Origin of the sequence: Sorangium sp. So ce281 (genome assembly GCF_051527395.1) — a bacterium.
Taxonomy (GTDB): Bacteria; Myxococcota_A; Polyangia; order Polyangiales; family Polyangiaceae; genus Sorangium; species Sorangium cellulosum_B.
This window is the reverse complement of record NZ_CP150322.1, coordinates 6,660,552-6,682,776: the sequence shown is the minus strand read 5'-3', so window position 1 is coordinate 6,682,776 and position 22,225 is coordinate 6,660,552. Positions and strand designations below refer to the sequence as shown.

Here is a 22,225-nt window from a genome sequence, read left to right as displayed (position 1 = left end):
CCGGCGCTCACACGCCTTCGTCCCGCGTCCTGGCCCGGGCGACGGGCAGGGCGTGGCCCTGCTCCGGGACGATGGTGAGCGCGCCGTCCGCCTCCAGGATGGCCCATCGCACCTGGGAGAGGTGCTCCAGCCCGCTCTTGTGCATCTCGGACAGGATCTCCTCCGGCTGGATCCGCTCGCGATTGCACGCCTCCTCCAGGATACGGCCCTTCGCGACCAGCACCGTGGGCGAGCCGTCGATGACCTCGGACGCCGCCCCGCCCGCAGGGCCGGTATCCGGGCCGCTACGGCGCCGCTGGAGCGCTCGAAGAGCCCTCCGCCGCGCCGGCATCCGCGGCCGGCGGCCCCTCCTCGGTGGTCGCCGGCCGGTGGACGCCCGGCTCCTTCTCGGCCGTCCCGGCGTCATCGTAGACCTCCACGGCGCTCGTCGGCGCCTCGGCGGCCGGCGGGCAGGCCGCTTCCCCGCCTTCCCGGCCTCCGCCAGCCGGACAGGCGGCGCTCCCCGGCGCCTGCGCCGAGCCGGCGGAGACCGGCTGCGCAGGCGAGGCCGGCGCCTCCGCGCCCGCGCTGGGCCCGGACGACCCGGGCGGCGCGCTCGCCGCCGGCGCCGGCGGCTTCCCGGCCGCGGCCGGCGCGCTCGCCGCCGGCGCCGCGATCGCAGCCCGCGTGGCGGCCGCGACCGGCGCCTGAGGCGCGGGGACCGCGGCCTTCGGCGCGCGCGCCGGGCGCGACGTCGTGGGTACGACCGGCGGCGCCGCGCTCTCCTGCGCCGCGCCGGCCGGACGGGACGCCTCGAGCGCTGGCGGCGCCGGAGACGGCGCCGCGGCGACCATCGCCACGGGCTGGACCAGCGGCGCCGGCGTCGGCTCGCCCGCGCGACCCGCCGTGCCCAGCGCGACGCTCCACACCCCCGCTCCCGCCAGGGCCACGAGCCCGGCCGCCGCGACGCCGCGGAGCGGAAAGCGCTCCCGCCACGACGACCGCGGCGACGGAGACGCCGCCCCCGGCAGATTCACCATCGCGGTCGCCTCGGACCACGCGCGCTCCCCGCTCTCCTCGATCCCCTTGCGCTCCGCCGTCCCCGGCGCGCCGTGACCCGCCGCCGCCGCCCCCGGCGCCCTCTGCGCGGCCGTCACGGGCTGCTGCAGCTCCAGGGAGTCGTCCGCGCGGCGCGAGTGCAGCGTCGGCGCGGAGCTCACCGCAGTCAGCCGCGGCGACGGCGACGGGATCTGGCTGGCCCGCTCGTCCAGCCATTGCGCGCGGAGCGACGCGCCGCACACGTCCTCCGAGACTCCCCTCGAGACGAGCCACGCCGCGAGCGCGCTGCCCAGCTCGCGCATGCTCCCCCAGCGATCCGCCGGATCCTTGCGCAGCCCGCGCTCGATGATCGACCACAGCGCCGGATCCGAGCCGCACCGCTCGACGAGCGAGCGCACCGGATCCTGGACGATCGCGCGCAGCGTCCCGAACCCGTGCTCCCCGGCATACGGCGTCTCGCCCGCGATCGCCTCGTACAGCATCGTGCAGAGCGCCCAGATGTCCGCGCGATGATCGATGTGGCCTTGTCCCAGCGCCTGCTCCGGCGGCATGTACTGCGGAGTCCCGATCACGGCCGCGCCCGTCGATCCGGACTCGGGCTCGGTCCACGTCACCTTCGCGATCCCGAAATCGACGACCTTGGGCCTTATCCGCCCGTCGCCCTGATGCGCGAGCATCACGTTGTCCGGCTTGAGATCCCGGTGAACGACGCCCCGCTCGTGGGCCGCGTGCATCGCGCTCGCGACCGGCAGCAGGACCGCGAGCGCCACCTCGGGATCGAGCCGGTGCTCGCGGCAGAGCACGTCCCGGAGGGCCTCGCCCTCCAGGAGCTCCATCACGATGTACGGGGTGCCGCCCGCGGTCTTGCCGAGATCGAAGACACGCACGATCCCGGGGTGGCTGAGCTTCGCCGCGGCCCGCGCCTCGCGCAGCAGGCGCTCGGCGATCGCGGGAGAGCGCATCTCCGGCCGCAGCACCTTGATGGCCACATTGGCCTCGAGCGCCGTGTTCGTGGCGACCCAGACAGACCCCATCGCGCCCTCTCCCGCTTTGCCGAGGAGCTGGTACTTCTCGCCCACCACCGTGCCCACCTCGAAGCATTCGCCTGAGGTGTGCTCGAACGCCTGGGTCATGTTGCTCGACATGCGCTCTCCTGCCGTCTGCTCCGGCCATGCGCCGCTCGCCACGCAACGGCACGCGCCGAGTCTGGAGCATCGCGTGTGCCAGGCGATCGGCTCGGGGAGCTCCTGAAACCCTGCGCGGGCGCGCCAGCGGCAGCGCGCCAGCGGCAGCGCGCCTCAGCGAGGCAAGTTGCCACGTGCCTTCCGCCTTCCCGCGACCGCTCAGATGAAGCTGTCGTAAGGACGCCGCTGCGAGCTCTCGCTCCGGACGTCCTCGGCGCCCGCATACTCGAGGATCAATTCCAGGATCTCTGCGTCTCGCTCGGAGGAAGCATTTACGCCCACGAGGATCGCACCCTGTCGCAGGCCGCTGTCGTAGATGCTCGCCCGGTGCTCGGGAATGCCGGCGCTGACGAGCGCGTCGACGAGCCCGCCGGCCGCGCCGCGCGCGCCAGCCCCGGCGAGCGCGGCCCCGATGGGCCCCGCCGCCACGAGCCCCAGGCCAGGGAACGCCACGCTCGCGCCGAGCCCCACGAGCGCGGCCGAGACCGCCCCCGCCGTTCCGTCGCTCCCCGCGTCGCCCATGACAAGGCTGATGGTGTCACGCGTGTATCCGCAGCTCATCACGCGCTCAACCGACCTCTCGGCGTCCGACCACGTCCTGACAAGACCGGTCACCAGCTTTGGCCTCACCTACAGCTCCTTTCCTGATGAACGTCCTCGCGCGCGTGCCCTGCCTGTATTCTGGAAACCCACATCGCCACAGCAGGCGACAGCAGGCGGCATGCCAAATGAAAATGCGGGAAATGCTCGGTACTCTGCGCCGTCGATCGCCCGTGTGCCGCGCAAGAGCTTGCGCAGGTGCGCCACACGGAGGCGTCATTGCAGCACGGACGAAACCGCCGGGCGTGCTCGGGGGCGATCGCAGGGCGTGGTGTGGAGAGCGGCGGTGACGGGAGATGAAGCGAGCTCAGCGATGCAGCCATATGCGGAGCTGCGCCAGCAGCTGCTCCGTGTCGACCGGCTTCGATGTGTAGTCGGTCGCGCCCGCCTCCAGGCACTTCTCCCGGTCGCCTTTCATCGCCCTCGCCGTGACGGCGATGATCGGTAGCGTCTGGAATGCCGGCTGTTTGCGGATTGCGCGGATCGTGTCGTATCCGTCCATCTCCGGCATCATGATGTCCATGAGCACGACGTCGATGCCGCTCGTGCTCCCCAGGCGCTCGATGGCGGCCTTCCCCGTCTCGGCGGTGAGGGTGGTCATCCCGTAGCTCTCGAGGACGGTCTTCAGCGCATAGATGTTGCGGAAATCGTCATCGACGATCAGCGCACACTTGCCGGAGAGCGCGGCGGCCGACTCGTGGAGCTGCTCCACGATGCGCCGCGCCGGCTCCGGCAGATCCGAGAGCCGGCGGTGCAGCGCGAGCGTAACCTCGTCGAGCAGGCGCTCTCTCGACTGGACGTGCTTCACGGGCAGCTTCTGCGCGAGCCGGGAGAGCTGCGCCTCGCCGTCCCCGGCGACGCCGGCCGGCGCGTACACGATGACCGTGAGATCGGCGAGGCGCCCTGCGCGATCGAGGCGCTCGATGAGCTCGAGGCCGGGCATGTCCGGCAGGTGCAGCTCGATCACGATCGCGTCGAACGCCTCGCGATCGAGCGCGTCGAGCGCCTCCTGGGCCGTCGTCGCGCTTTTGACCGTGACCGCCGCGTCCCCGAGCAGCTCGGTCGCCGGGGCGAAGGAGGCCCCGTCCGGCGCGACGACGAGCAGCCGGCGCCGCGGCGAGCCGATCAGCCCGGCGAGCCGCGCGAACGCCTCGTCGAGCGCCGTCCTGCTGCTGAGCGGCTTGTTGAGCAGGCCCACCGCGCCCATCCGCCGCGCGCGGCTCCGCTCCTCCTCCGTCTCTGTCGTGATCACCTGGACCGGGATGTGCCGCGCCGAGAGATCGCGCTTCAGGCAGTCGAGCACGCGCCACCCGTCGACGTCGGGCATGTTGATGTCCAGCGTGATCGCCGCGGGCCGGATCTCTCGCACCAGCGAGAGCGCGATCGCGCTGCGGAGCGCGACGACCGCCTTGAAGCCGTGCTCCCGCGCGACATCCACGAGGAAGCGGGCGAACACGGTGTCGTTCTCCACGATCAGGATCGCGCGGTCGCCGGGGCGGACGCTCTCGCTGTCGTCGATGATCTGGACGTCCGCGCTCGCGGACGTGCGATCCGACGGCCGGCTGCTGTGGACGGCATCATCGATGGACGGCGGCGCGTCGAGGACGTGAGTCGGCTGCCGCCGCGCCGCCCGCACGGGCCGGAAGGTGCGCGGCAGGTAGAGCGTGAACGTGCTGCCGCGGCCCGGCGCGCTGACCAGCGTGAGATCGCCGCCGAGCATCCCCGCGATCTCCCGGCTGATCGCGAGCCCGAGCCCGGTGCCGCCGTACTTGCGGCTCGTGCTGCCGTCCGCCTGCTGGAACGCCTCGAAGACGATCTGCTGCTTGTCCGGCGCAATCCCGATCCCTGTGTCATGGACGGAGAGCGCGATCACCGCGTCGGCGCGGTTGAGCACTTCGTTCTCACCGCTCCAGCCGCCGCGGGCCACTGTCACCTCCAGGACCACCTTGCCGCGCTCGGTGAACTTGAAGGCGTTGGAGAGCAGGTTCTTGATCACCTGCTGAAGCCGCTTCGCGTCGGTGAACATCGACGCCGGCAGCGTCGACGAGAAGGAGAGCTCGAAATCGAGCTTCTTCGCCTCGGCGACGTGCCGGAACGTGCGGCGCACGTAGTCCGACAGGTCCGTGAAGCCGATCTCTCCGACGTCGACCACGACGGTGCCCGACTCGATCTTCGTGAGATCGAGGATGTCGTTGATGAGCCCGAGGAGATCGGTGCCTGACGCGTGGATCGTCTTCGCGTACTCGACCTGCCTCGCGGTGAGGTTCTGGTCGTTGTTCCTGGAGAGCTGGTCCGACAGGATGAGCAGGCTGTTCAGCGGGGTCCTGAGCTCATGGGACATGTTGGCCATGAACTCCGACTTGTACTTGGACGTGAGGGCGAGCTGGCGCGCCTTCTCCTCGAGGGCCTGGCGGGCCTGCTCGACCTCGTGGTTCTTCCGCTCGACCTCGACGTTCTGCTCCGCCAGGAGCCGCGCCTTCTCGCCGAGCGCGGCGTTCGTCTCCTGGAGCTCCTCCTGCTGGCTCTGGAGCTCGCGCGCCAGCGACTGGGACTGCTTGAGCAGGTCCTCGGTGCGCATATTGGCCTCGATCGTGTTGAGCACGATGCCGATCGACTCGGTGAGCTGGTCGAGGAACGCCTGGTGGGTCGGGCTGAAGCGCTCGAGCGACGCGAGCTCGATGACGGCCTTCACCTGCCCCTCGAAGAGCACGGGCATCACGATGATGTTGACCGGGGGCGCGTCGCCGAGGCCGCTCGTGATCGTGATGTAATCGGGGGGGGCGTTGACGAGGAGGATCTTCTCCTTCTCGAGCGCGCACTGCCCGACGAGCCCCTCGCCCAGCTTGAACTGGTTGTCGACGTGCTTGCGCTCCTTGAACGCGTAGCTCGCGAGCAGCTTCAGGACAGGCTCCTCGCCGGAGGCATCCATGATGTAAAAGACGCCCTGCTGCGCCGTGACGACGGTGGCGAGCTCGGACAGGATCCTCCGGCCGACGGTGAGCAGATCCTTCTGCCCCTGGAGCATGCGCGAGAACTTGGCGAGGTTGCTCTTGAGCCAGTCCGTCTCGCTGTTCTTCAGCGTCGTGTCCTTGAGGTTCCGGATCATCTCGTTGATGTTGTCCTTCAGCGCGGCGACCTCGCCCTGCGCCTCGACCTTGATGGACCGGGTGAGATCGCCCTTGGTCACGGCGGTGGCGACCTCGGCGATCGCGCGCACCTGCGTGGTGAGGTTCGCCGCGAGCTGGTTCACGTTGTCGGTGAGGTCCTTCCACGTGCCGGCCGCGCCGGGCACGCTCGCCTGCCCGCCGAGCTTGCCCTCGACGCCGACCTCGCGCGCCACCGTCGTCACCTGATCCGCGAACGTCGCGAGCGTCTCGATCATGCCGTTGATGGTGTCCGCGAGCGCGGCGATCTCCCCCTTGGCGTCGACGACCAGCTTGCGCTTGAGATCGCCGTTGGCGACCGCGGTCACGACCTTGGCGATGCCGCGCACCTGGTTCGTCAGGTTGCCGGCCATCGAGTTCACGTTGTCGGTGAGGTCCTTCCATGTGCCTGCGACGCCGCGGACGTCGGCCTGCCCGCCGAGCTTGCCCTCGGTGCCGACCTCGCGGGCGACGCGGGTGACCTCGGAGGCGAAGGAGCGGAGCTGATCGACCATCGTGTTGATGGTGTTCTTGAGCTCCAGGATCTCTCCCTTCACGTCGACCGTGATCTTCTCGGAGAGATCGCCGTTGGCGACGGCGGTGGTGACGGCGGCGATGTTGCGCACTTGGGAGGTGAGGTTGCCGGCCATCGAGTTGACGGAGTCGGTGAGGTCCTTCCATGTGCCTGCGACGCCGCGGACGTCGGCCTGCCCGCCGAGCTTGCCCTCGGTGCCGACCTCGCGGGCGACGCGGGTGACCTCGGAGGCGAAGGAGTTGAGCTGGTCCACCATCGTGTTGATGGTGTTCTTGAGCTCCAGGATCTCGCCCTTGACGTCGACGGTGATCTTCTTCGAGAGATCGCCCTTGGCGACGGCGGTGGTGACGGTCGCGATGTTGCGCACCTGGGCCGTGAGGTTCGACGCCATCGAGTTGACGGAGTCGGTGAGGTCCTTCCATGTGCCTGCGACGCCGCGGACGTCGGCCTGCCCGCCGAGCTTGCCCTCGGTGCCGACCTCGCGGGCGACGCGGGTGACCTCGGAGGCGAAGGAGTTGAGCTGATCGACCATCGTGTTGATGGTGTTCTTGAGCTCGAGGATCTCGCCCTTGACGTCGACGGTGATCTTCTTCGAGAGATCGCCGTTGGCGACGGCGGTGGTGACGGCGGCGATGTTGCGCACCTGGGAGGTGAGGTTGCCGGCCATCGAGTTGACGGAGTCGGTGAGGTCCTTCCATGTGCCTGCGACGCCGCGGACGTCTGCCTGCCCGCCGAGCTTGCCCTCGGTGCCGACCTCGCGGGCGACGCGGGTGACCTCGGAGGCGAAGGAGCGGAGCTGATCGACCATCGTGTTGATGGTGTCCTTGAGCTCGAGGATCTCTCCCTTCACGTCGACGGTGATCTTCTTCGAGAGATCGCCCGTGGCGACGGCGGTGGTGACGGCGGCGATGTTGCGCACCTGGGAGGTGAGGTTGCCGGCCATCGAGTTGACGGAGTCGGTGAGGTCCTTCCAGCTGCCGGCGACGCCGCGGACGTCGGCCTGCCCGCCGAGCTTGCCCTCGGTGCCGACCTCGCGGGCGACGCGGATGACCTCGGAGGCGAAGGAGCCGAGCTGCTCGACCATCGTGTTGACGGTCTTGGCGGTCCGGAGGAACTCGCCGTCGAGCGGCCTGCCGTCCACCTCGAGGGCCATCGTCTGCGAGAGATCGCCCTTGGCCACGGCGCCGATGACGCGCGCCGTCTCGGCGGTGGGGTGGACGAGATCGCCGATCAGCGCGTTGATGCACGCGATCTCGTCGGCCCATGCGCCGCTCACCTCGCCGATGAAGGCGCGCTGGGAGAGCTTGCCCTCCTTGCCCACCGCGCGGCTCAGGCGGGCGAGCTCCTTCGCGAGCTTCTCGTTGCGCTCGACGACGTCGTTGAACGTATCGGCGATCTTCCCGTCGAGCCCGAGCCAGTGGACGGGCAGCCGCACCGAGAAATCGCCCTTCTTCAGGCCCGTCAGCGACATCAGCAGCGTCCGCCGGTCGAGCTCGTCGCTCTCGAGCGGCGCGGCGGCGCGGGGGCGCTCGGCCGGGCGGGCCTTCCTCGCGGCGCCGTGCTGCAGCCCATCCCCGGACGCGGCCTTCTTGCTCTTGCCATTGCCGGCTCTCGCCTTGCGGGCCGCCTTGTCGAGGTCGCTTCGCTGCTCCATGCCGCTGTTCTCCTGGCCCCGCCCGCGGGCAGGACCGATCGGTCAATAAGGGAAATGAGCGCGCGCCCCGGGCGCGGAGGGGCCCAGGGGCGCAGGAGGCCATCGGACCCGGCGCCCCGGCGTGATCCCAGGGCGCCGCGCGAGAGGACGGCAGGAGGACAGGCCCTCTCGCGTGGATGGCGGCCTCATCGGTCGAGGCTGCGCTGGGGCTCCGCGCGACGCTTCCCGCAGGCGAGGAGCGGGGCCCTCGCTGCCAGGCCGCGAGGCGGCCGCCGGGGGCCCCTCGGGTTCAGGCTTCATGGCACGTCGGCCATGCGCTTCTGCTCCCACCGCGCAGCAGCATGGGCTCGTATTACTAGCAGGCGCTCAGCTGGGCAAGCTTCGCGCCACGCGCAGCACGCAGCGCGCGCGTGCGGCGCGCAAGGCGCGCGTGCGGCGCGCAAGGCGCGCGTGCGGCCGCGGCGGGACAACGCGGGAAAGAAGGGCCCCCGCGCCGACGCGGCGGCCCTCCGGGGCCGGCGCCTCAGGCCACGTCGGATTTGGGCGAGCGGCGCTTCGTCGGGAGATCGTTCGGCTTGTTGCGCGGCGTGATGATGCTGTAACGCCCTGCCTCTCCCACCCTCTCGTGGACGCCCGACTCCATGGCATCTCTCGCGGTCCTGAGCGGCGGCAGCCATCGCGACACGTTCGCGAGGCACGAGGTGCGCTCGGGAAAGGGAGAGTGACGGGGCGGCGGCCTCTCGGTCGCTCCGCGCAGCGGCCGCTCCGACGCCGCGTCGTGCATCCGCTCTTCGGCGGCGTCATGCGGCCGCTCCGGCGGCCCGTCATACGGCCGTTCCACGGCGGTGTCATACGGCCGCTCCGCGGCGGCGTCGCACGGCCGCTCCGGCGTCGCGCCGTGCGTCCGCTCCGAGGGGGAGCCGTGCGGCGGTGCGAACGGGGCGGCGCTCTGCGCAGGGAGCGTGCCGGAGGAACTGCGCCGCTTCGCGGTCGTCGCGGCGATCCGGTGCCGGAGATCCTCGACGTGCTTCGCGAGCCGCTCGGTCTCCTGCGTGAGCCGCGTGAAATCCTCCTCGGTGAGCCGAGTGAAATCATCGACCTGGCTTCTGCGCTCTGACATAAACGATCCTTTGCCGCGTCTCTTCAGCCGATCTCGACGCCCCGTCGGCTCCGCTGCTCATCGCCTGTCATCGCCTGTGCACACCGCATGCCGCGCCGCTCGGGTCGGTCGCACGCACCCGGCGGGGGTCGAGCGACGCTGGCGCGGATCGCCGCAATGGGGCGCGCCTGCCTCCATCCGTCCTCGCGAGCTCTGGTCGGCGAGCGGCGGAGATCGGACTGGGCACGCGGGGGCGGGTGCGGCGGCACGCCCTGTGCCGTGGGGACGCCGCACACACGATGGATGAGCCCGGCGCGCCTCGCTCGGTCACAGCCCTCTCCGCCGCTCTCCAGAGCGCGGCGGGGAGGCCCGTGTCCTTGAGGCTCCACGCCACGGAGGCGCGCGCGGCGCGGGTGCGCTGGTGAAGGAGTGGACGCATGCAGAACTCGAACGTTGAATCGCTCGGCGCCCGGCTGGGGAGCCCGGATATGGCGCCGTGACGGTGTGCGCCCACGATGTAGCGGAACGCCACACCGCGGCATTCAGGCGACGTGTGATGAGCCCGGCATCCGCTGCGTCCCTCGGAATGGCTCCGCGCGCCGCCCCCTCGCAAGCGAGGCGCAGGAAAACGGCATGTGATTTGCAATAAAATCAGAAAAATCTGGGACAAGTGCCCGTCAGCCGAGCGGTCGATCGCGCGACGAGGTGTTCGCCACGCCCCGGGGGAGGGGGCAGTGGCACGTCGGAACTGCGCCTCCCGCCATGTGCAGGTGCCTGCGGGAACCCAGGAGCAAGACACCATGAAGTCGGTCATCAGGATCACGCGGCTCGGCGGTGTTGATGTGTTTGCGCATGCGGCGTTCGGCCTGCTGCTCCCGATCGGGGCGCTCCAGTGGGGGGCGCGGTACGGCTGGAGCGGCGCGCTCTTCGGCTGCGCGCTGGGCGCGGCGCTGCTCGGGTGCGTGGGGCTCCAGGCGCTCGTGCGTGGGATCGTGGCCAGGCAGCTCGGGCTGAGGCTGCGGGAGATCCAGCTCTCGCCGCTCGGCCCGATCGTCAGCCGCTCACGTCCTGCTGCGGGACGGGCGCAGGGCGGCGCGCTCGGCCTGGCGGCGAACGTGGCCCTCGCGGCGCTCTTCGCGCTGGCCGTCGAGGCCCAGCGCGGGGTGGGCGAGCTCGGGTGGATCTCGGTCCTCAAGGCCGCCGAGGCGCCCTCGCGCGAGGCCGCGGTCGTGTGGATCGCCAGCGCCAACCTGGGGATCGCCCTGCTCGGCCTGCTGCCGGCGTTGCCGCTCGAGGGGGGGCGCGCGCTGCGCGAGGCGCTCTCGCCGCTCACCGGCGCCTGGCTCGCGACGTCGATGACGGCGGCGCTCGGGCAAGCGGCGGCGGCGGCGCTGTTCTTCATGGGCCTGTTCGGCGGTCAGCTCGTCGTGGCCGCGCTGTCGGCGCTCTTCTTCGTGGAGGCGCGGCGGGAGTGGCGCGCGGCGCAGGCGGCGATGGCGCCCGCGGCGCCGCCCGAAGAGCCTCCGAGCGAGGGCAGGGCGGTCCAGCTGTGGCCTGGCGAGCTCGTGGGCGACGCCGCGCGGCGGATGCTCGCGAGCCAGGAGCCGGACTGCCCGGTCGTCTACGAGGACCGCGTGATCGGGGTCGTGACGCGCACGGACGTCATGCGCGCGCTGGCCGGGGGCTCGGCGGGATGCCCGGCCCCCTCCGGGATCGCGAGGTAACGGGCGAGGGTGATTCGGACACAACGACGCTCGAGCGAAGCGCCCCGCCAACCCGGAGAGGGGGGCGGGGCGCTTGTCGGCAACCGCGAAGCTCAATCGCCTCGAACGAAATTGAGCTTGAAGGAGACCACGAGCACGAGCGCGTCCTGACTGATGCGGCGCTTGCCCCAGGCGACCCCGATGTGCAGCCCCTCGATCGGATCGAGGTTGGAGGGGAGCCCCACGGTGTGCGTGAGCGTCTTCGTGAAGTTCCACTCAGGCCGCTTGTTCGCGAGCGCCGCGTTGACCGCCTTCATGACGGTGTGGTCGAGGATCGAGGGGATGCCGCGGATGTCCGCCTCCTCGAGCTCGACGTTGAACGCCAGGACGCTCCCCTTGTTCCTCTCGATGATCTCGGGGCAAATCAGCACCTTGAGCTCATCGAGCCGGATGGTGGGGTTGACGCCCGCGATGGACCACTGGAGCTCCGCCGGGCAGGTGACCCGCAAGCCCAGGTCGTCGGCCAGGGCAATCTCGGTCGCCTTGCCCAGGTACAGCCAGCGATCGGTCGTCTCGTCGTCGTCCAGGTGGATCTTCACCGGGAGGAACTCGCCCAGGATCTGCGCGAGATCCTCCCGGGTGATGATGGCTTCGAGCCACACGGCCAGCGCCTCAGCTCAGGTGATGGCCGCTCTCGCCGCCGTGGGACAGCCCAGCTCCCTCGATGCCGTAATGCGAGTTCGCGGAGCTCGCGTCGGACGGCGCGACCGCGCCCTTCACCGCGTCGACCGCGCTGCCGACCTTGTCCTGGACCTTGCGCTCGGCCTGCTCGACCCCGCGGGTCGCCTGGCGCTTCAGGCCGTCGAGGCGGGTCAGGAGCTCGCGGCGCAGCGCCTCGCCCGACGTCGGCGAGAGCAGCAGGGCCACGCCCGCGCCCACCGCGAGGCCGGCGCCGAAGAGGCCGATCGCCGTGAGCGGGCTCCGCTTGCGCGAGAGTCCGACCCAGCCGAGCACGTCGTCGAAGCCGAGCGCCCCGACCGTGGCGGCGACGCCGGCGACCGCCTTCGCGACGTCGAACGCCGTCGTCCTGGCCGCCGTCGCGGCGACGCCCGCGCCGGACGCCGCCGACTCGACCACACCCTTCGCAGTCCCCACCGCGCTGTTCATTCGGTTCGTCATGGCTCTTGTCTCCTCGTGACGGACATGACATCCGCCGGTTCGTGTCGGGAAACCATTGCAGGGCCCGGACCAACCGAGAGCTTGCGCCCGGAGCGCCTGTCCCCGGGGCCGCGGCGCGCCGCCGTGGCGCTTGCGTGACGAAACGCCACAGCTGTCGTGACGCGCCTCGGGCGCGACACGCGCCGTGAACCGTGAACCGTGAACCGTGAACCGTGAAGACGAGCGCCGGTGAACCAAGGGCCGCGGCGCGCGGCGCCGTCACCAACGGAAGAGGTGGGGTTGGAGGAGGAGAGCCGCCCTGCCGAGAGGGAGAGCGCCAGCTGCAGCGCCGCTCCGGCAGGGCTCCGAGCCGCGTCCGCGGAGCGGGCGAGCGCGCGCGTCACCGGGGGGCATGGGCGACGCCGATCAGCGCGACGTCGACCCTGCGATCATAGCCATAGGAGTACATCGGTTGAGCTCCGACCGCCCCGGCGGCGCCGGTCGCGCGCGTCGTGATGCGATCCGCGGGGATGCCCTCCTCCACGAGGATCTCCTTCACCCGCGCGGCGCGGCGGAGCGAGAGATCCTGGTTGTACGCCGCGGTGCCGCGCGGATCGGCGCGGCCGACGAGCTCTATCCTCGCGCCCTTCAGGCTCGATGCGCGCAGGCAGTCGACGAGCGCCCGGAGCTCCACGTGCTCCTGCGGGAGCGGCTCGGAGGAGTCGAAGGCGAAGCTCGTCTTGGGAAGGCGGCAGACGTCGGCGATGTCGGCCCCGAGGGTGAGGTCGATGAATCGATCTTCGCCTTCCCTGAGATCGGGCCATTCAACCTTGTAGACTCCATCCGGGCCCGGGTTCGGCAACCTCGGCTCAGGCCGAGCCTGCTCCGGGGGAGGCGCCGCGGCGCACGCGGTGAACAGCGAGAGCGCAAGCGCGCCCAGGCAGAGCCTGGGCAGGTTGGACATCGACAGCATGGGAACCCTCCTTTCGAGGTCGGCCGCGATAAGCCGCCTTGTGTTTCGAGGAGGTCGTTCAAGCTCCGTGCCTGTCCGGCGAGCGAGGCGCGTCGCCGCGCGCCACGCCCCGCGCTCGAGGCGGGCTCATCCGGGGGATGAAGGCTCTCTGGCCTCGATCTTGGGCCAGGTGAACCGGAAGGTGGCGCCGGCGCCGACGGCGGACTCGACCCAGGCGCGCCCGCCCTTGCTCTGGACGATCTTCTGCACGACCGACAGGCCGATGCCGGTGCCCTCGACCTTGTCGCGCGCCTTCAGCGTCTGAAAGATGCCCCAGATGCGGTCGTGGTACTCGGGCGCGATGCCCGCCCCGTTGTCGGAGACCGAGAACTCCCAGAACGGCCCGGCGTTGCGCGCGCTGATGCGGACCTCCGGATCGGTGCCCCCGGCGTGCTTCAGCGCGTTGCCGATCAGGTTCAAAAACGTCTGCTGGAGCGGAGCGCGCTCCGTGACGAGGACGGGCATGTCGGGGGCGATCTCCACGCGCGTCTCCGGCGGGGGCGCGAGCAGCTCGATGACCTCCCGGAGGAGCTTGCCCACGTCGATCGCCTCGGGCTTCTCGCGGGCGCGGCCCGCCCGCGAGTAGCTCAGGATCCCGTCGATGAGGTTCTCGAGCCGGTGGACGCGCCCGCGCAGCAGATCGAGCTGCTTGCGGCTCTCCGCCGTCATCTTGTCGTTCAGGTCCTCCTCGATCCACTGCGAGAGGTTGGCGATGCCCCTGAGCGGCGCCTTGAGGTCGTGGCTCGTGACGTACGCGAACTGATCGAGCTCCTTGTTGCTGCGCTCGAGCGCCTGGACGAGCCGCTGCCGCTCCTCCTCGGCGCGCTTCTGATCGTCGATGTCCGTGTACGTGCCGAACCAGCGGACGATGCGGCCCGACCCGTCGCGCGCGGCGACCGCCCGGCCGATGAACCAGCGGTACACGCCGTCCGCGCGCCGGAGCCGGCACTGGCTCTCGTACGGCTCGCCCGTGCGGAGCGCCTCCCGGAAGGCCTCGATCGCCCGCTCGTGCTCGTCGGCGTGGATGATCCGGCTCCAGCCCTCGCCGCCGGTGTCCTCCGCGGTGAGCCCGGTGTAGTCGTACCAGCGCCGGTTGAAGTACTCGTGGTGGCCGTCCGGGCGGTTCGTCCACACGAGCTGCGGCATCGTCTCGGCGAGCAGCCGGAACTGCGCCTCGCTGTGCTTCAGCTCCTCCGCGAGCGTCTCGACCTCCTTGCGCACGGTGACCTCGCGCTCGAAGAGGAGGGCGTTGTCGACGCTGAGGGCGGCGCGCCGGGCGAGCTCCTCGGCGAACTGCACGTCGACCTTCGTGTAATGCCGGCCCGACTCGGCGTGCGCGAGCGTGATCGCGCCGAGGACGCGGCCGCGCGCCGCCAGCGGCACGACCAGGTACGACCGGAGGCCGAGCTCGCGCGCCATCCGGAGGTGCTCCTCGTCCCGCGCGTTCTCGACGAGCAGGGAGTCCGGGATCTCGGACGCCCACTCGACCTCGCCCGTCCGCAGCACCTTCGGCACACCGCGGCTCGCCGCGGGATCGACAGGATAGCTCTGCTCGATCCGGCGGACGAGCTCCGCCTTCCGAGGGTCGGTGTGCTGGACGGCGACGCGCTGGATCGCGCCGTCCTGGCCCTGGATGTCCACGGCGCACCAGTCGGCGAGCAGCGGGACGACGAGCCGGGCCAGCTGCCCGAGCGTCTCGCGGAAGTCGAGCGAGGACGAGAGGATCTCGCCCGCGCCGGCGAGGAGGCTGACGTTGGCCTCGGCGCGCTTGCGCTCGCTGATGTCGAGCACGTAGGTGAGGTTGCGCCGCTGCGTCTCGATGCGGGCGGACCCGACGAGGACCGCCACGCGCTTGCCGTCCTTGCGGATGTACTCCTTCTCGAACTGCCTCGTGACGCCGTGGAGGCTCAGCTCGTTGATCGCGTCGTGGTGGACATGCTCGTACTCCGGCGGGGAGAGCTCCTGCCAGCTGAGAAGCCCCGCCCTGAGGTCCTCGCGGGTGTAGCCGATCATCGAGAGGAAGCAGTCGTTCGCCTCGATGACGCGCCCCTCGTAGTCGCTGAAGAGCAGGCCCATCATGCTGGTGTCCATGATGCGCCGGAACACCTCGTCGCTCGCCTGGCGCTCCAGCTGGCGGAGCGCGGCCTCCTGCCGCTTGATCTGCTCGGCCCTCCGGTGCAGCTCGACGAAGACCGCCACCTTCGCGCGGAGGATGTCGGGATTGAACGGCTTGACGACATAATCGACCGCGCCCTCGCGGTAGCCGCGATACCGTCGGTCCTCGTCCTCCGGCAGCCCCGAGATGAAGATAATCGGCGTGTGCCTCGCCCGATCGAGCCCCCTCACGCGGGCGGCCGTCTCGAAGCCGTCGATTCCGCGCATCTTCACGTCCATGAGGATCAGCGCGAACTCCTCGCGGTTGAGGTGCTCCAGCGCCTCCTCGCCGGATTGCGCGGTGACGAGCCGCTGGCGCAGCGGATCGAGCACGGCCTCGAGGGCGAGGAGGTTCGCGCGGTGATCGTCGACGAGCAGGATGCTCGCCACGGGCTCGGACGGGAGGGGAGCGCCCGGCTGGACCGAGGACTTCACCTGAAGCGGGCTCAGCCCTGGCTTTCGGTCGGGCATGACGAAGACGGTTAACGGCGCCAGGACCTTCTGGCAAGCGAAAGCGGCGCGCGCGGCGAGGGCCATTCTCCGCCATTCTCCTGCTCGAAGCGGGTATCTCCGGCTCGCCGCGGCACCTCCAGCGCGCAGCGACAACGCCGCCAGCGCGCAGCGACAACGCCGCGTGGGATCGGGCTCCGCGCCGCCACGCTGTGGCGATCCGTCACGCGCGCCGAACGGAGCGGACCGTCGTGGATGCGACGCCGCGGCCGGCGGCGCATGGCTGGCATGGGGCCTGCTGGACGTGCCGCAGAGGGAGCACGTATGCGATTCGGACTCAAGCTGGCTTCATTCGTGGGAGCGCTCGCGGGCGCGCTGCCGTCGCCGGCGGCGGCGGCCGACGGAGCGGGGCTCTTCGCGCTCCCGCCGAGCCGGCTCGACGCGGCGGACGGCGCGGGGGTGCCGACCTCCGCGCCGCCTGTGATGTCCGGAGCGACGTTCGTCCATCGGATGGCGCGCGCGATGATGGCCGTGCTGTCGCCGCCTCCGTCGGAGCTCCGCGTGGCGCCCCTCGTGGGCCGAGGCGGCGGCGGAGGGCTCCGCCTCGTCCTGCCCGTGTGCGAGGACGGCTGTTCGCGTTACGCGTCCCGCGCCGTCCTCCTCGTCGCGCAGAGCGCGCCCGACTCGCCGTTCGCGTGGCTCGCCGCGGTGACCAACCGCGGCGGGCGATCGCCCGAGGGGCCGCCCGGCCTCGCGGCCGTCCGGGAAGAGGCCCGCCGCGCGCGCGCGAAGGTGCCTCAGGAAGAGGCGAGCGCGCTGCCCGAGTAGGCGCCCGCTCACCGCGAGGCCCGGGTCGACGTGACCGCCTCGTGGAGGGCGCGGAACATCGCCGCGAGCCTGTCCGGCTGGTAGCTGGCGTTGAGCCCGCTGGGGTTCGGCAGCACCCAGAGCCGCGTTGCGCCGAGCGTCTCTGGCTGGGGGCCGGGCGCGGCCCGGGGCCTGCCGAAGGCGCCTCGATAGGCGCCGATCCCGAGCACGGCGAGGAAGCGAGGGCGGTAGCGCCGCACCGTGGTCTCGAGCCGCCGCCCGCCCGCGGCGAGCTCCTCGGCGGACAGCTCGTCCGCCGACGCGGTCGCGCGCTCGACCACGTTGGTGATCCCGACCCCCAGCTCGAGCAGCTCGCGCTCCTCGGACGGGGAGAGCACGCGATCGGTGAATCCGCCGGCGTGCAGCGCCGGCCAGAACCGGTTGCCGGGGCGGGCGAAGTTGTGCCCGACGGCGGCGCTGTAGAGGCCCGGGTTGATGCCGCAGAAGAGGACGTCGAGGTCCGGGGCGATGACGTCCGGCACCGTCTTGCCGGCGGCGGCGACGAGCTCGTCGCGGGTGGGTCGTCGGGGGCGGGGAGGGGAGTGCACAGGCCTTCCGGGCGGGCGCAGGGCGCCGCGGGCAGTGGTCGAATTGGAACATGAAGGCGGGAAGGCGGGAAGAAAACCTCAATGATTTTCCCGCCTTCCCGTCTTCATGTGGACTCTCTCCGGGTAACGTCGACCACTGCCCGAGGGCGAGGAGCGCTGGAGCCGGGAACGGCGGGCGCGCCCGCCGGGGGGGAGGGCGCGGGGGCGAGGACGTGGATCGACGCTGGACGGGGGCGCGACAACGGATACCGTCGTGCTTTCCCCGGATGCTGGCGCGCTCGCTCGGTCTGATCTCGGCTCTCCTCGCGGCCGCCTGCGCGCGTGCGCTCGAGCCGAGCCCCGCGAGCGGCGCGGGGGCTGCGCGGGCCGCGCGTGCGCCGGGCGCGATCGGCTCCGCCAGCGCTGCCCCGCCGGGGGCGCGCTATTTCCAGGCGCTCTCCGAGGGCGTGTTCCGGGCAACGCACGACGGACCGGCCGCGGCCGTCGCGGCGCGCGTCGTCACGGAGGGCGCGCGGCTCGAGCTCGGCGGAGACGGGCGCGTCGCCGCGGCGGCGTGGGAGGCCGATCTGTGGGCGTCCGGCGAGCCCGTCGTCGGATCGCTCGCGATCGCGCCCCACCTCGGCGGGGGCTTCCTGCACTGGACCCGGCGCAGGGCGTTCCGCTCGCGCGGCTTCACGGGGCCGCTCGCGGAGGTGGCGCTCGGCGGCGGCGGCGGCGCGGTGCGGGGCGCCCGCAACGGCCTGCGAGGCGTCGTGGTCTTCACGGAGCGGGGGCCGCGGGAGCTCCTGCCGGGCGAGGCTCGGGGCCGGGCCCTCGACATGCCGGCCATCCAGGATCTGGCCGCGCTGGACGCCGCGCGCGCGGCGCGCCTCGACGTCTTCGGCCGCGCCGCGACCACGGCGGACGGCGGCAGGACGTGGCTCGACGCCGGCCAGCGGCTCGGGCTCGCCACGCGCGCCCTGAGCGTCGCCCCGGACGCGCTCTCGCTCGACACGGCGCTCGGGCGCGTGGCCGTCCTCCCGGACGGCTCGCTCGGCCGGCCCGACGGCGACCTCCGCTCGAGCTGGCCGAGCGGGTCGTTCCAGCTGCTCTTCGCGGGCGCCCAGGCCGCCTCGCGCGACGCCCCCGTCCTCGACGATCTCGCGCCGCTCGCGGCGGCCGTCTCCGCGGGCGCGCTCTTGCCCGACGGGACCGCGCTCGGGGTGTTCGAGGGCGGCGTCGCGCGGATCGACGTGAGCGCGGGCGCGGTGCGCGAGCGGTTCTCCGGCTGGCTCCCGGACGGGCTGGGCTGCGCGCCGGTGCCCGCGAAGGACGGGCCGCTCTTCCTCTGCGTGTGGGACGATTACGACGGCTACGGCAGCTACGTCCTGCGCTCCGAGCGCGGCGAGGCGCCGCGGATGGAGCGCGCCTTCAGCGACGAGGGGTTCTTCGTGGCCGACGACGGCGGCGCGCTCGGCTACGTCGGCGGCTGCGCTGCGTCGCCGCGGGTCGCCAGCGACGAGGAGCGAGATCGCCGCTACGGCGAGGTCGTGATCCACCCGAGGATCTGCGTGCGGCGCGGCCCGGACGACTGGGTCGAGCACGCGGTCGAGCTCGGCGAGTCGCAGGCGCTGGTCGGCTGGGCGCCGCGCCGGGACGGGAGCGCGATCGCGCTGCTGACGGGCGAGCGCGACGCGCGGCTGCCAGCGCCCGCCGGGGCGCCGCGGGGCCGCGACGAGGGGGGTGCGCGGGTCGTGGAGCTCCGCGGGCACCTCCCCGGCTGGTACTGGACGCCGCCCCCGCGCGACGGGACACGGGTGCTCGTCGACAGGCGCTTCCGCGCGCGCGAGGACGGCGGGGTCGACGGGTGGCTGTCGTCGGTCGAGTGGTCCGATGCCGTCGGGCAGGGGAGCCAGGGCGTCACGATCGCGGACGACGGGACGGTCTCGCCGCACGCCCTGCCGCCCGATCCGGCGGGGATGGTGGTGACCGGCGACCACGGCGTGCTCGTCACGGCCGGCGCGGAGCTCTACGAGACGCTCGATCACGGCCGCACGTGGCGCGCCGCCGGGCGCTCGCCGGTGCCCCCGCCGTCGTTCCAGGGCGGGTGCTCCGCGCTCGGCTGTGCGTTGAGCGGCGTGGTGCGGCTCGGCTGGGGCGCGGGCGAGCCGTCGCCGGCCATCGCCGCCGCGCCGGGCCCCGGCTGCGGGGCGGCGGAGGCCGGCCGCGCGGGCGCCGCCGGGGCGGACGCGGCGGCTTGCGCGGGCGGCGTCGGCCGGATCGACGAGCCGCCGGAGGCGCTGCCGTCGCTCTCCTGTGCGCCGATCGAGCTGCCGGCGCTGCGCCCGCGCGCCGCGCTCGAGGCTGGCCCGGAGCGATGGACCGTGCCGACGTCGTATGGCGAGGCGCTCGATGTCGTCGCCGACGCGCCGGCGCCTGGGCGCGCCGCGCGGCCGGCCGAGGAGGCGCCGCCCGCCGAGGAGGCCGCGCCCGAGGAGGCGCCGCCCGGCGGCGCGGCGTCGGGCAAGGGCGGCGCCGCGCCGGGAAAGCGAGGCCCGAAGGTCGCGGCGGTCCGGACGCACAGCGTGCTCTACCTCCCGCCGTTCGATCTGCGCGGCGAGGCGCTGCGGCTGAACGCGACCGAGCTCGCGCCGAGCGGCGGGAAGCGCGGCGCGTCGATCCCGCTGCTCGCTGCGAGCGGCGAGGTCGGGCTGCTCGTCCTCGCCGCCGAGGGGGGTGAGCTGCTGCTCGGCCCGCAGGGCGCGCGGGCGTTCCCGGCGTTCGAGCCGCGCCGAGGTTACGCGGACACCGCGCCGGGGCGGGCCCCGGGTCTCCTGCTCGGTCCGGGCCGCGCGCTCGTGCTCGGCGAGCTCCGGCGCCGCGTGGCCGTCGAGGAGCACACGCCGGAGCCCCGGCGGCCTGCGCGCCTCGTGGCGCTCGACCGCGAGGAGCTCCGGGGCCGGCCGATGACCCTCGCGTGGCGCGACGACGGCGAGGCCGGCGTGCTGGTGCTCGACGGCGCGGCCCCCGAGATCGCGGGCGCGGCGGTGCTGGACCGCATGGGGGGGACCGTGGGCGAGGTGGTCGCGCTCGCGCCCTGGGCGACGCTGACCGCCGCCAGCGACGCGCGCTGCCGCGCCCAGCGGGGCGCGTGGCGCGCGCTCGTGGCGCTCGACCCGGAGCGCGCGCTGCGCCTCGATCCGAGGGCGCTGCCCGCGATCGCGCTCGGGAACCAGGGCCTCGCGCAGGTGCGCTGGGGGCGCGAGCGCGTCTGCCTCGAAGCGCTGCACCTCGCCGCCTCCGACTCGAGGCGGCGCGCTGAGCGCGCGGAGGACGCGGCGCTGATCGCGCGGTGGACGGCCGCGCGGGGGCAGGGGGCCGGCGCCGGCGCAGGACAGGGCGCCCTGCGAGCGCAGGCGACGACGCAGCGCCTCGTGTGCTCCGTGGGCGCGCGGCCCGAGGGCGGCTGAGGCGCGGCGTGGATGTGGGTCAGCCGCTCCGAAGACCCCTCCGCGAGCACGATCGGCTCGGACGAATGATGCGCCCGGCGGACGGATAGGTTGGTACCATCACCATGTCCAAATGCACGGCGACGGGACAGAGCGGTCGAAGGACATCGACAGTACAGCGTCAATGCAATTTCGTGCTCCGTTCTTCCGGCAGAGCAGCGCCGGGGCGGGGCTCGTGTTGCTCTATGCCGACAACTACGAGCAATTTCGTCCTGCGTACCCCGTGCTCGAGCAAGGCTCGGTCCTCGGCCGCGATCCGACCGCGGATGTGTCCGTGCCGACGCGCAGCGCTTCGCGCCATCATGCCCGGATCGAGCGGCGGGGCGGCGTCTGGCGGCTGACCGACCTCGGCGGCCGCAACGGCACGCTCTGCAACGGCGAGTTCGTCACGGAGGCGCCCATCGCGCACCTCGACCAGGTCCGGGTCGGCGACGCCATCTTCAAGTTCGTCGAGCGCGACGTCGAGAGCTACGCCCGCTACCGCATCGACGGGGCCTACGTCGAGGCGCCGGGCTCGCAGGAGGGGCCGCCGAGCTTCTCGATGGGGCGGATCGTGGGCGGCTACCGGACCCGGACCCTCGCCCGCAGCCTGTACGAGATCGCGCGCAGCGAGCTCTCGGTGCTGATCCGCGGTGAGAGCGGGACGGGAAAGGAGATCTTCGCCCAGCAGCTCCACGACTGGAGCGGCCGGCGCGGCCCGTTCCTGGCCGTCAACTGCGCCGCCATCCCCGTCGCCCTCGTCGAGGGGGAGCTCTTCGGGCACCGGCGCGGCGCGTTCTCGGGCGCCGACCGCGACAGGGCGGGCCTCCTCCGCGCGGCCCACGAGGGCACGCTCTTCCTCGACGAGATCGGGGACATGCCGGCGGAGGCCCAGGCGAAGCTCCTCCGGGTGATCCAGTCGAAGGAGTTCACGCCGCTCGGCGGGACGCAGGCCGAGCGGATCGACGTGCGGATCGTCGCCGCCACGCACCGCGATCTCGACAAGCTCCAGCAGACGGGCGCCTTCCGCGCCGATCTGTTCGGTCGCCTGAACGAGCACAGCGTGACCCTGCCCCCCCTCCGCGAGCGCAAGGAAGACATGTTCTTGCTCTGCACCGCGCTCGCGGCGCGCCACGGCCGGTCCGAGATCCGGCCCAGCATGGTCTCCATGGCGGCCCTGCTCCACCACGATTTCCCCTACAACGTGCGGGAGCTCGAGGCGCTCCTGAAGCGCTGGGCCGCCGCGGATCGCGGCGCCGAGTTCGGCATCCAGGATCTCAGCGACAGCATCCGCGATCGGATGAAGACGTACGGGGCCCGGGGCGCTTCCCTCGCGGGCCCGCTCGCGGAGGATTCCCGCGCCACGGTCTACCCGCAGTACGACGAGGAGCCGGCGGAGGACGTCGCGTCCGCGCCGGGCGGGCCGCTGCCGCCGAGGACCGCCCCGGAGGAGAGCGTGCTCCGGGAGCTCCTGGCGAGGCACCAGGGCAACGTCGCCGCCGTGGCGCGCGTGCTGGGGAGGGATCGCGTGCAGGTGCACCGCTGGATGAGGCGGTACAACCTCAAGGCCGACGCGTTTCGCGGGTAGCATCGCGCTCGGCGCCGCGCAGAGC

14 protein-coding genes are annotated in these 22,225 nt (G+C 72.5%); 4 read left to right on the top strand and 10 right to left on the bottom strand.

The window, feature by feature from the left end:
• Nucleotides 1-7: 7 nt before the first annotated feature.
• From WMF27_RS25375 to WMF27_RS25355, 5 genes are all read right to left on the bottom strand, one after another.
• Entirely contained in the window at nt 8-331 is a 324-nt protein-coding gene (locus tag WMF27_RS25375; protein WP_437766307.1) for a YetF domain-containing protein, read from the bottom strand.
• Nucleotides 285-2,183 (bottom strand): serine/threonine-protein kinase, encoded by a 1,899-nt coding sequence (locus WMF27_RS25370; protein WP_437766308.1) that lies wholly within the window; start codon nt 2,181-2,183, stop codon nt 285-287. Before WMF27_RS25370 ends, WMF27_RS25375 begins: the two co-directional genes overlap by 47 nt.
• Nucleotides 2,184-2,381: 198 nt before the next feature.
• Nucleotides 2,382-2,783 carry a hypothetical protein gene (locus WMF27_RS25365; protein ID WP_437766309.1) on the bottom strand — a complete coding sequence of 134 codons (402 nt, stop codon included), beginning with the start codon at nt 2,781-2,783 and terminating at the stop codon, nt 2,382-2,384.
• Between the two features lie 346 nt (nt 2,784-3,129).
• The gene (locus WMF27_RS25360) at nt 3,130-8,154 is read right to left on the bottom strand and encodes a HAMP domain-containing protein (RefSeq protein ID WP_437943034.1); all 5,025 of its coding nucleotides are present in this window, start codon (nt 8,152-8,154) and stop codon (nt 3,130-3,132) included.
• A gap of 523 nt (nt 8,155-8,677) precedes the next feature.
• Nucleotides 8,678-9,274, bottom strand: a complete 597-nt coding sequence (locus WMF27_RS25355; RefSeq protein ID WP_437766311.1) for a hypothetical protein — start codon at nt 9,272-9,274, stop codon at nt 8,678-8,680.
• 779 nt (nt 9,275-10,053) lie between these two features.
• Between WMF27_RS25355 and WMF27_RS25350 the strand changes: the two genes are divergently transcribed.
• On the top strand, nt 10,054-10,977 hold the full coding sequence (locus tag WMF27_RS25350) for a CBS domain-containing protein (protein ID WP_437766312.1): 924 nt from the start codon (nt 10,054-10,056) through the stop codon (nt 10,975-10,977).
• A gap of 92 nt (nt 10,978-11,069) precedes the next feature.
• Here WMF27_RS25350 and WMF27_RS25345 read toward each other — a convergent pair whose 3' ends face one another.
• From WMF27_RS25345 to WMF27_RS25330, 4 genes are all read right to left on the bottom strand, one after another.
• The gene (locus tag WMF27_RS25345) at nt 11,070-11,618 is read right to left on the bottom strand and encodes a hypothetical protein (RefSeq protein WP_012237734.1); all 549 of its coding nucleotides are present in this window, start codon (nt 11,616-11,618) and stop codon (nt 11,070-11,072) included.
• Nucleotides 11,619-11,628: 10 nt separating this feature from the next.
• Nucleotides 11,629-12,135, bottom strand: coding sequence for a YtxH domain-containing protein (locus WMF27_RS25340; protein ID WP_437766313.1), 507 nt, complete (start codon nt 12,133-12,135; stop codon nt 11,629-11,631).
• A gap of 379 nt (nt 12,136-12,514) precedes the next feature.
• Nucleotides 12,515-13,087 carry an OmpA family protein gene (locus WMF27_RS25335; protein WP_437766314.1) on the bottom strand — a complete coding sequence of 191 codons (573 nt, stop codon included), beginning with the start codon at nt 13,085-13,087 and terminating at the stop codon, nt 12,515-12,517.
• A gap of 126 nt (nt 13,088-13,213) precedes the next feature.
• Entirely contained in the window at nt 13,214-15,751 is a 2,538-nt protein-coding gene (locus tag WMF27_RS25330) for a PAS domain S-box protein (protein WP_437766315.1), read from the bottom strand.
• 303 nt (nt 15,752-16,054) lie between these two features.
• Between WMF27_RS25330 and WMF27_RS25325 the strand changes: the two genes are divergently transcribed.
• Nucleotides 16,055-16,558, top strand: a complete 504-nt coding sequence (locus WMF27_RS25325) for a hypothetical protein (protein WP_437766316.1) — start codon at nt 16,055-16,057, stop codon at nt 16,556-16,558.
• Nucleotides 16,559-16,566: 8 nt separating this feature from the next.
• Here WMF27_RS25325 and mug read toward each other — a convergent pair whose 3' ends face one another.
• On the bottom strand, nt 16,567-17,079 hold the full coding sequence (gene mug, locus WMF27_RS25320; protein ID WP_437769806.1) for a G/U mismatch-specific DNA glycosylase: 513 nt from the start codon (nt 17,077-17,079) through the stop codon (nt 16,567-16,569).
• A gap of 332 nt (nt 17,080-17,411) precedes the next feature.
• Here mug and WMF27_RS25315 point away from each other — a divergent pair, with 332 nt between their 5' ends.
• Together WMF27_RS25315 and WMF27_RS25310 are read left to right on the top strand one after the other, a co-directional pair.
• Complete coding sequence (locus WMF27_RS25315; protein WP_437766317.1) at nt 17,412-20,594, top strand: hypothetical protein; 3,183 nt, start codon at nt 17,412-17,414, stop codon at nt 20,592-20,594.
• Between the two features lie 163 nt (nt 20,595-20,757).
• A complete protein-coding gene (locus WMF27_RS25310; protein WP_437766318.1) occupies nt 20,758-22,200 on the top strand; it encodes a sigma 54-interacting transcriptional regulator in 1,443 nt (480 codons plus the stop codon).
• The last annotated feature ends 25 nt before the right edge of the window (nt 22,201-22,225 follow it).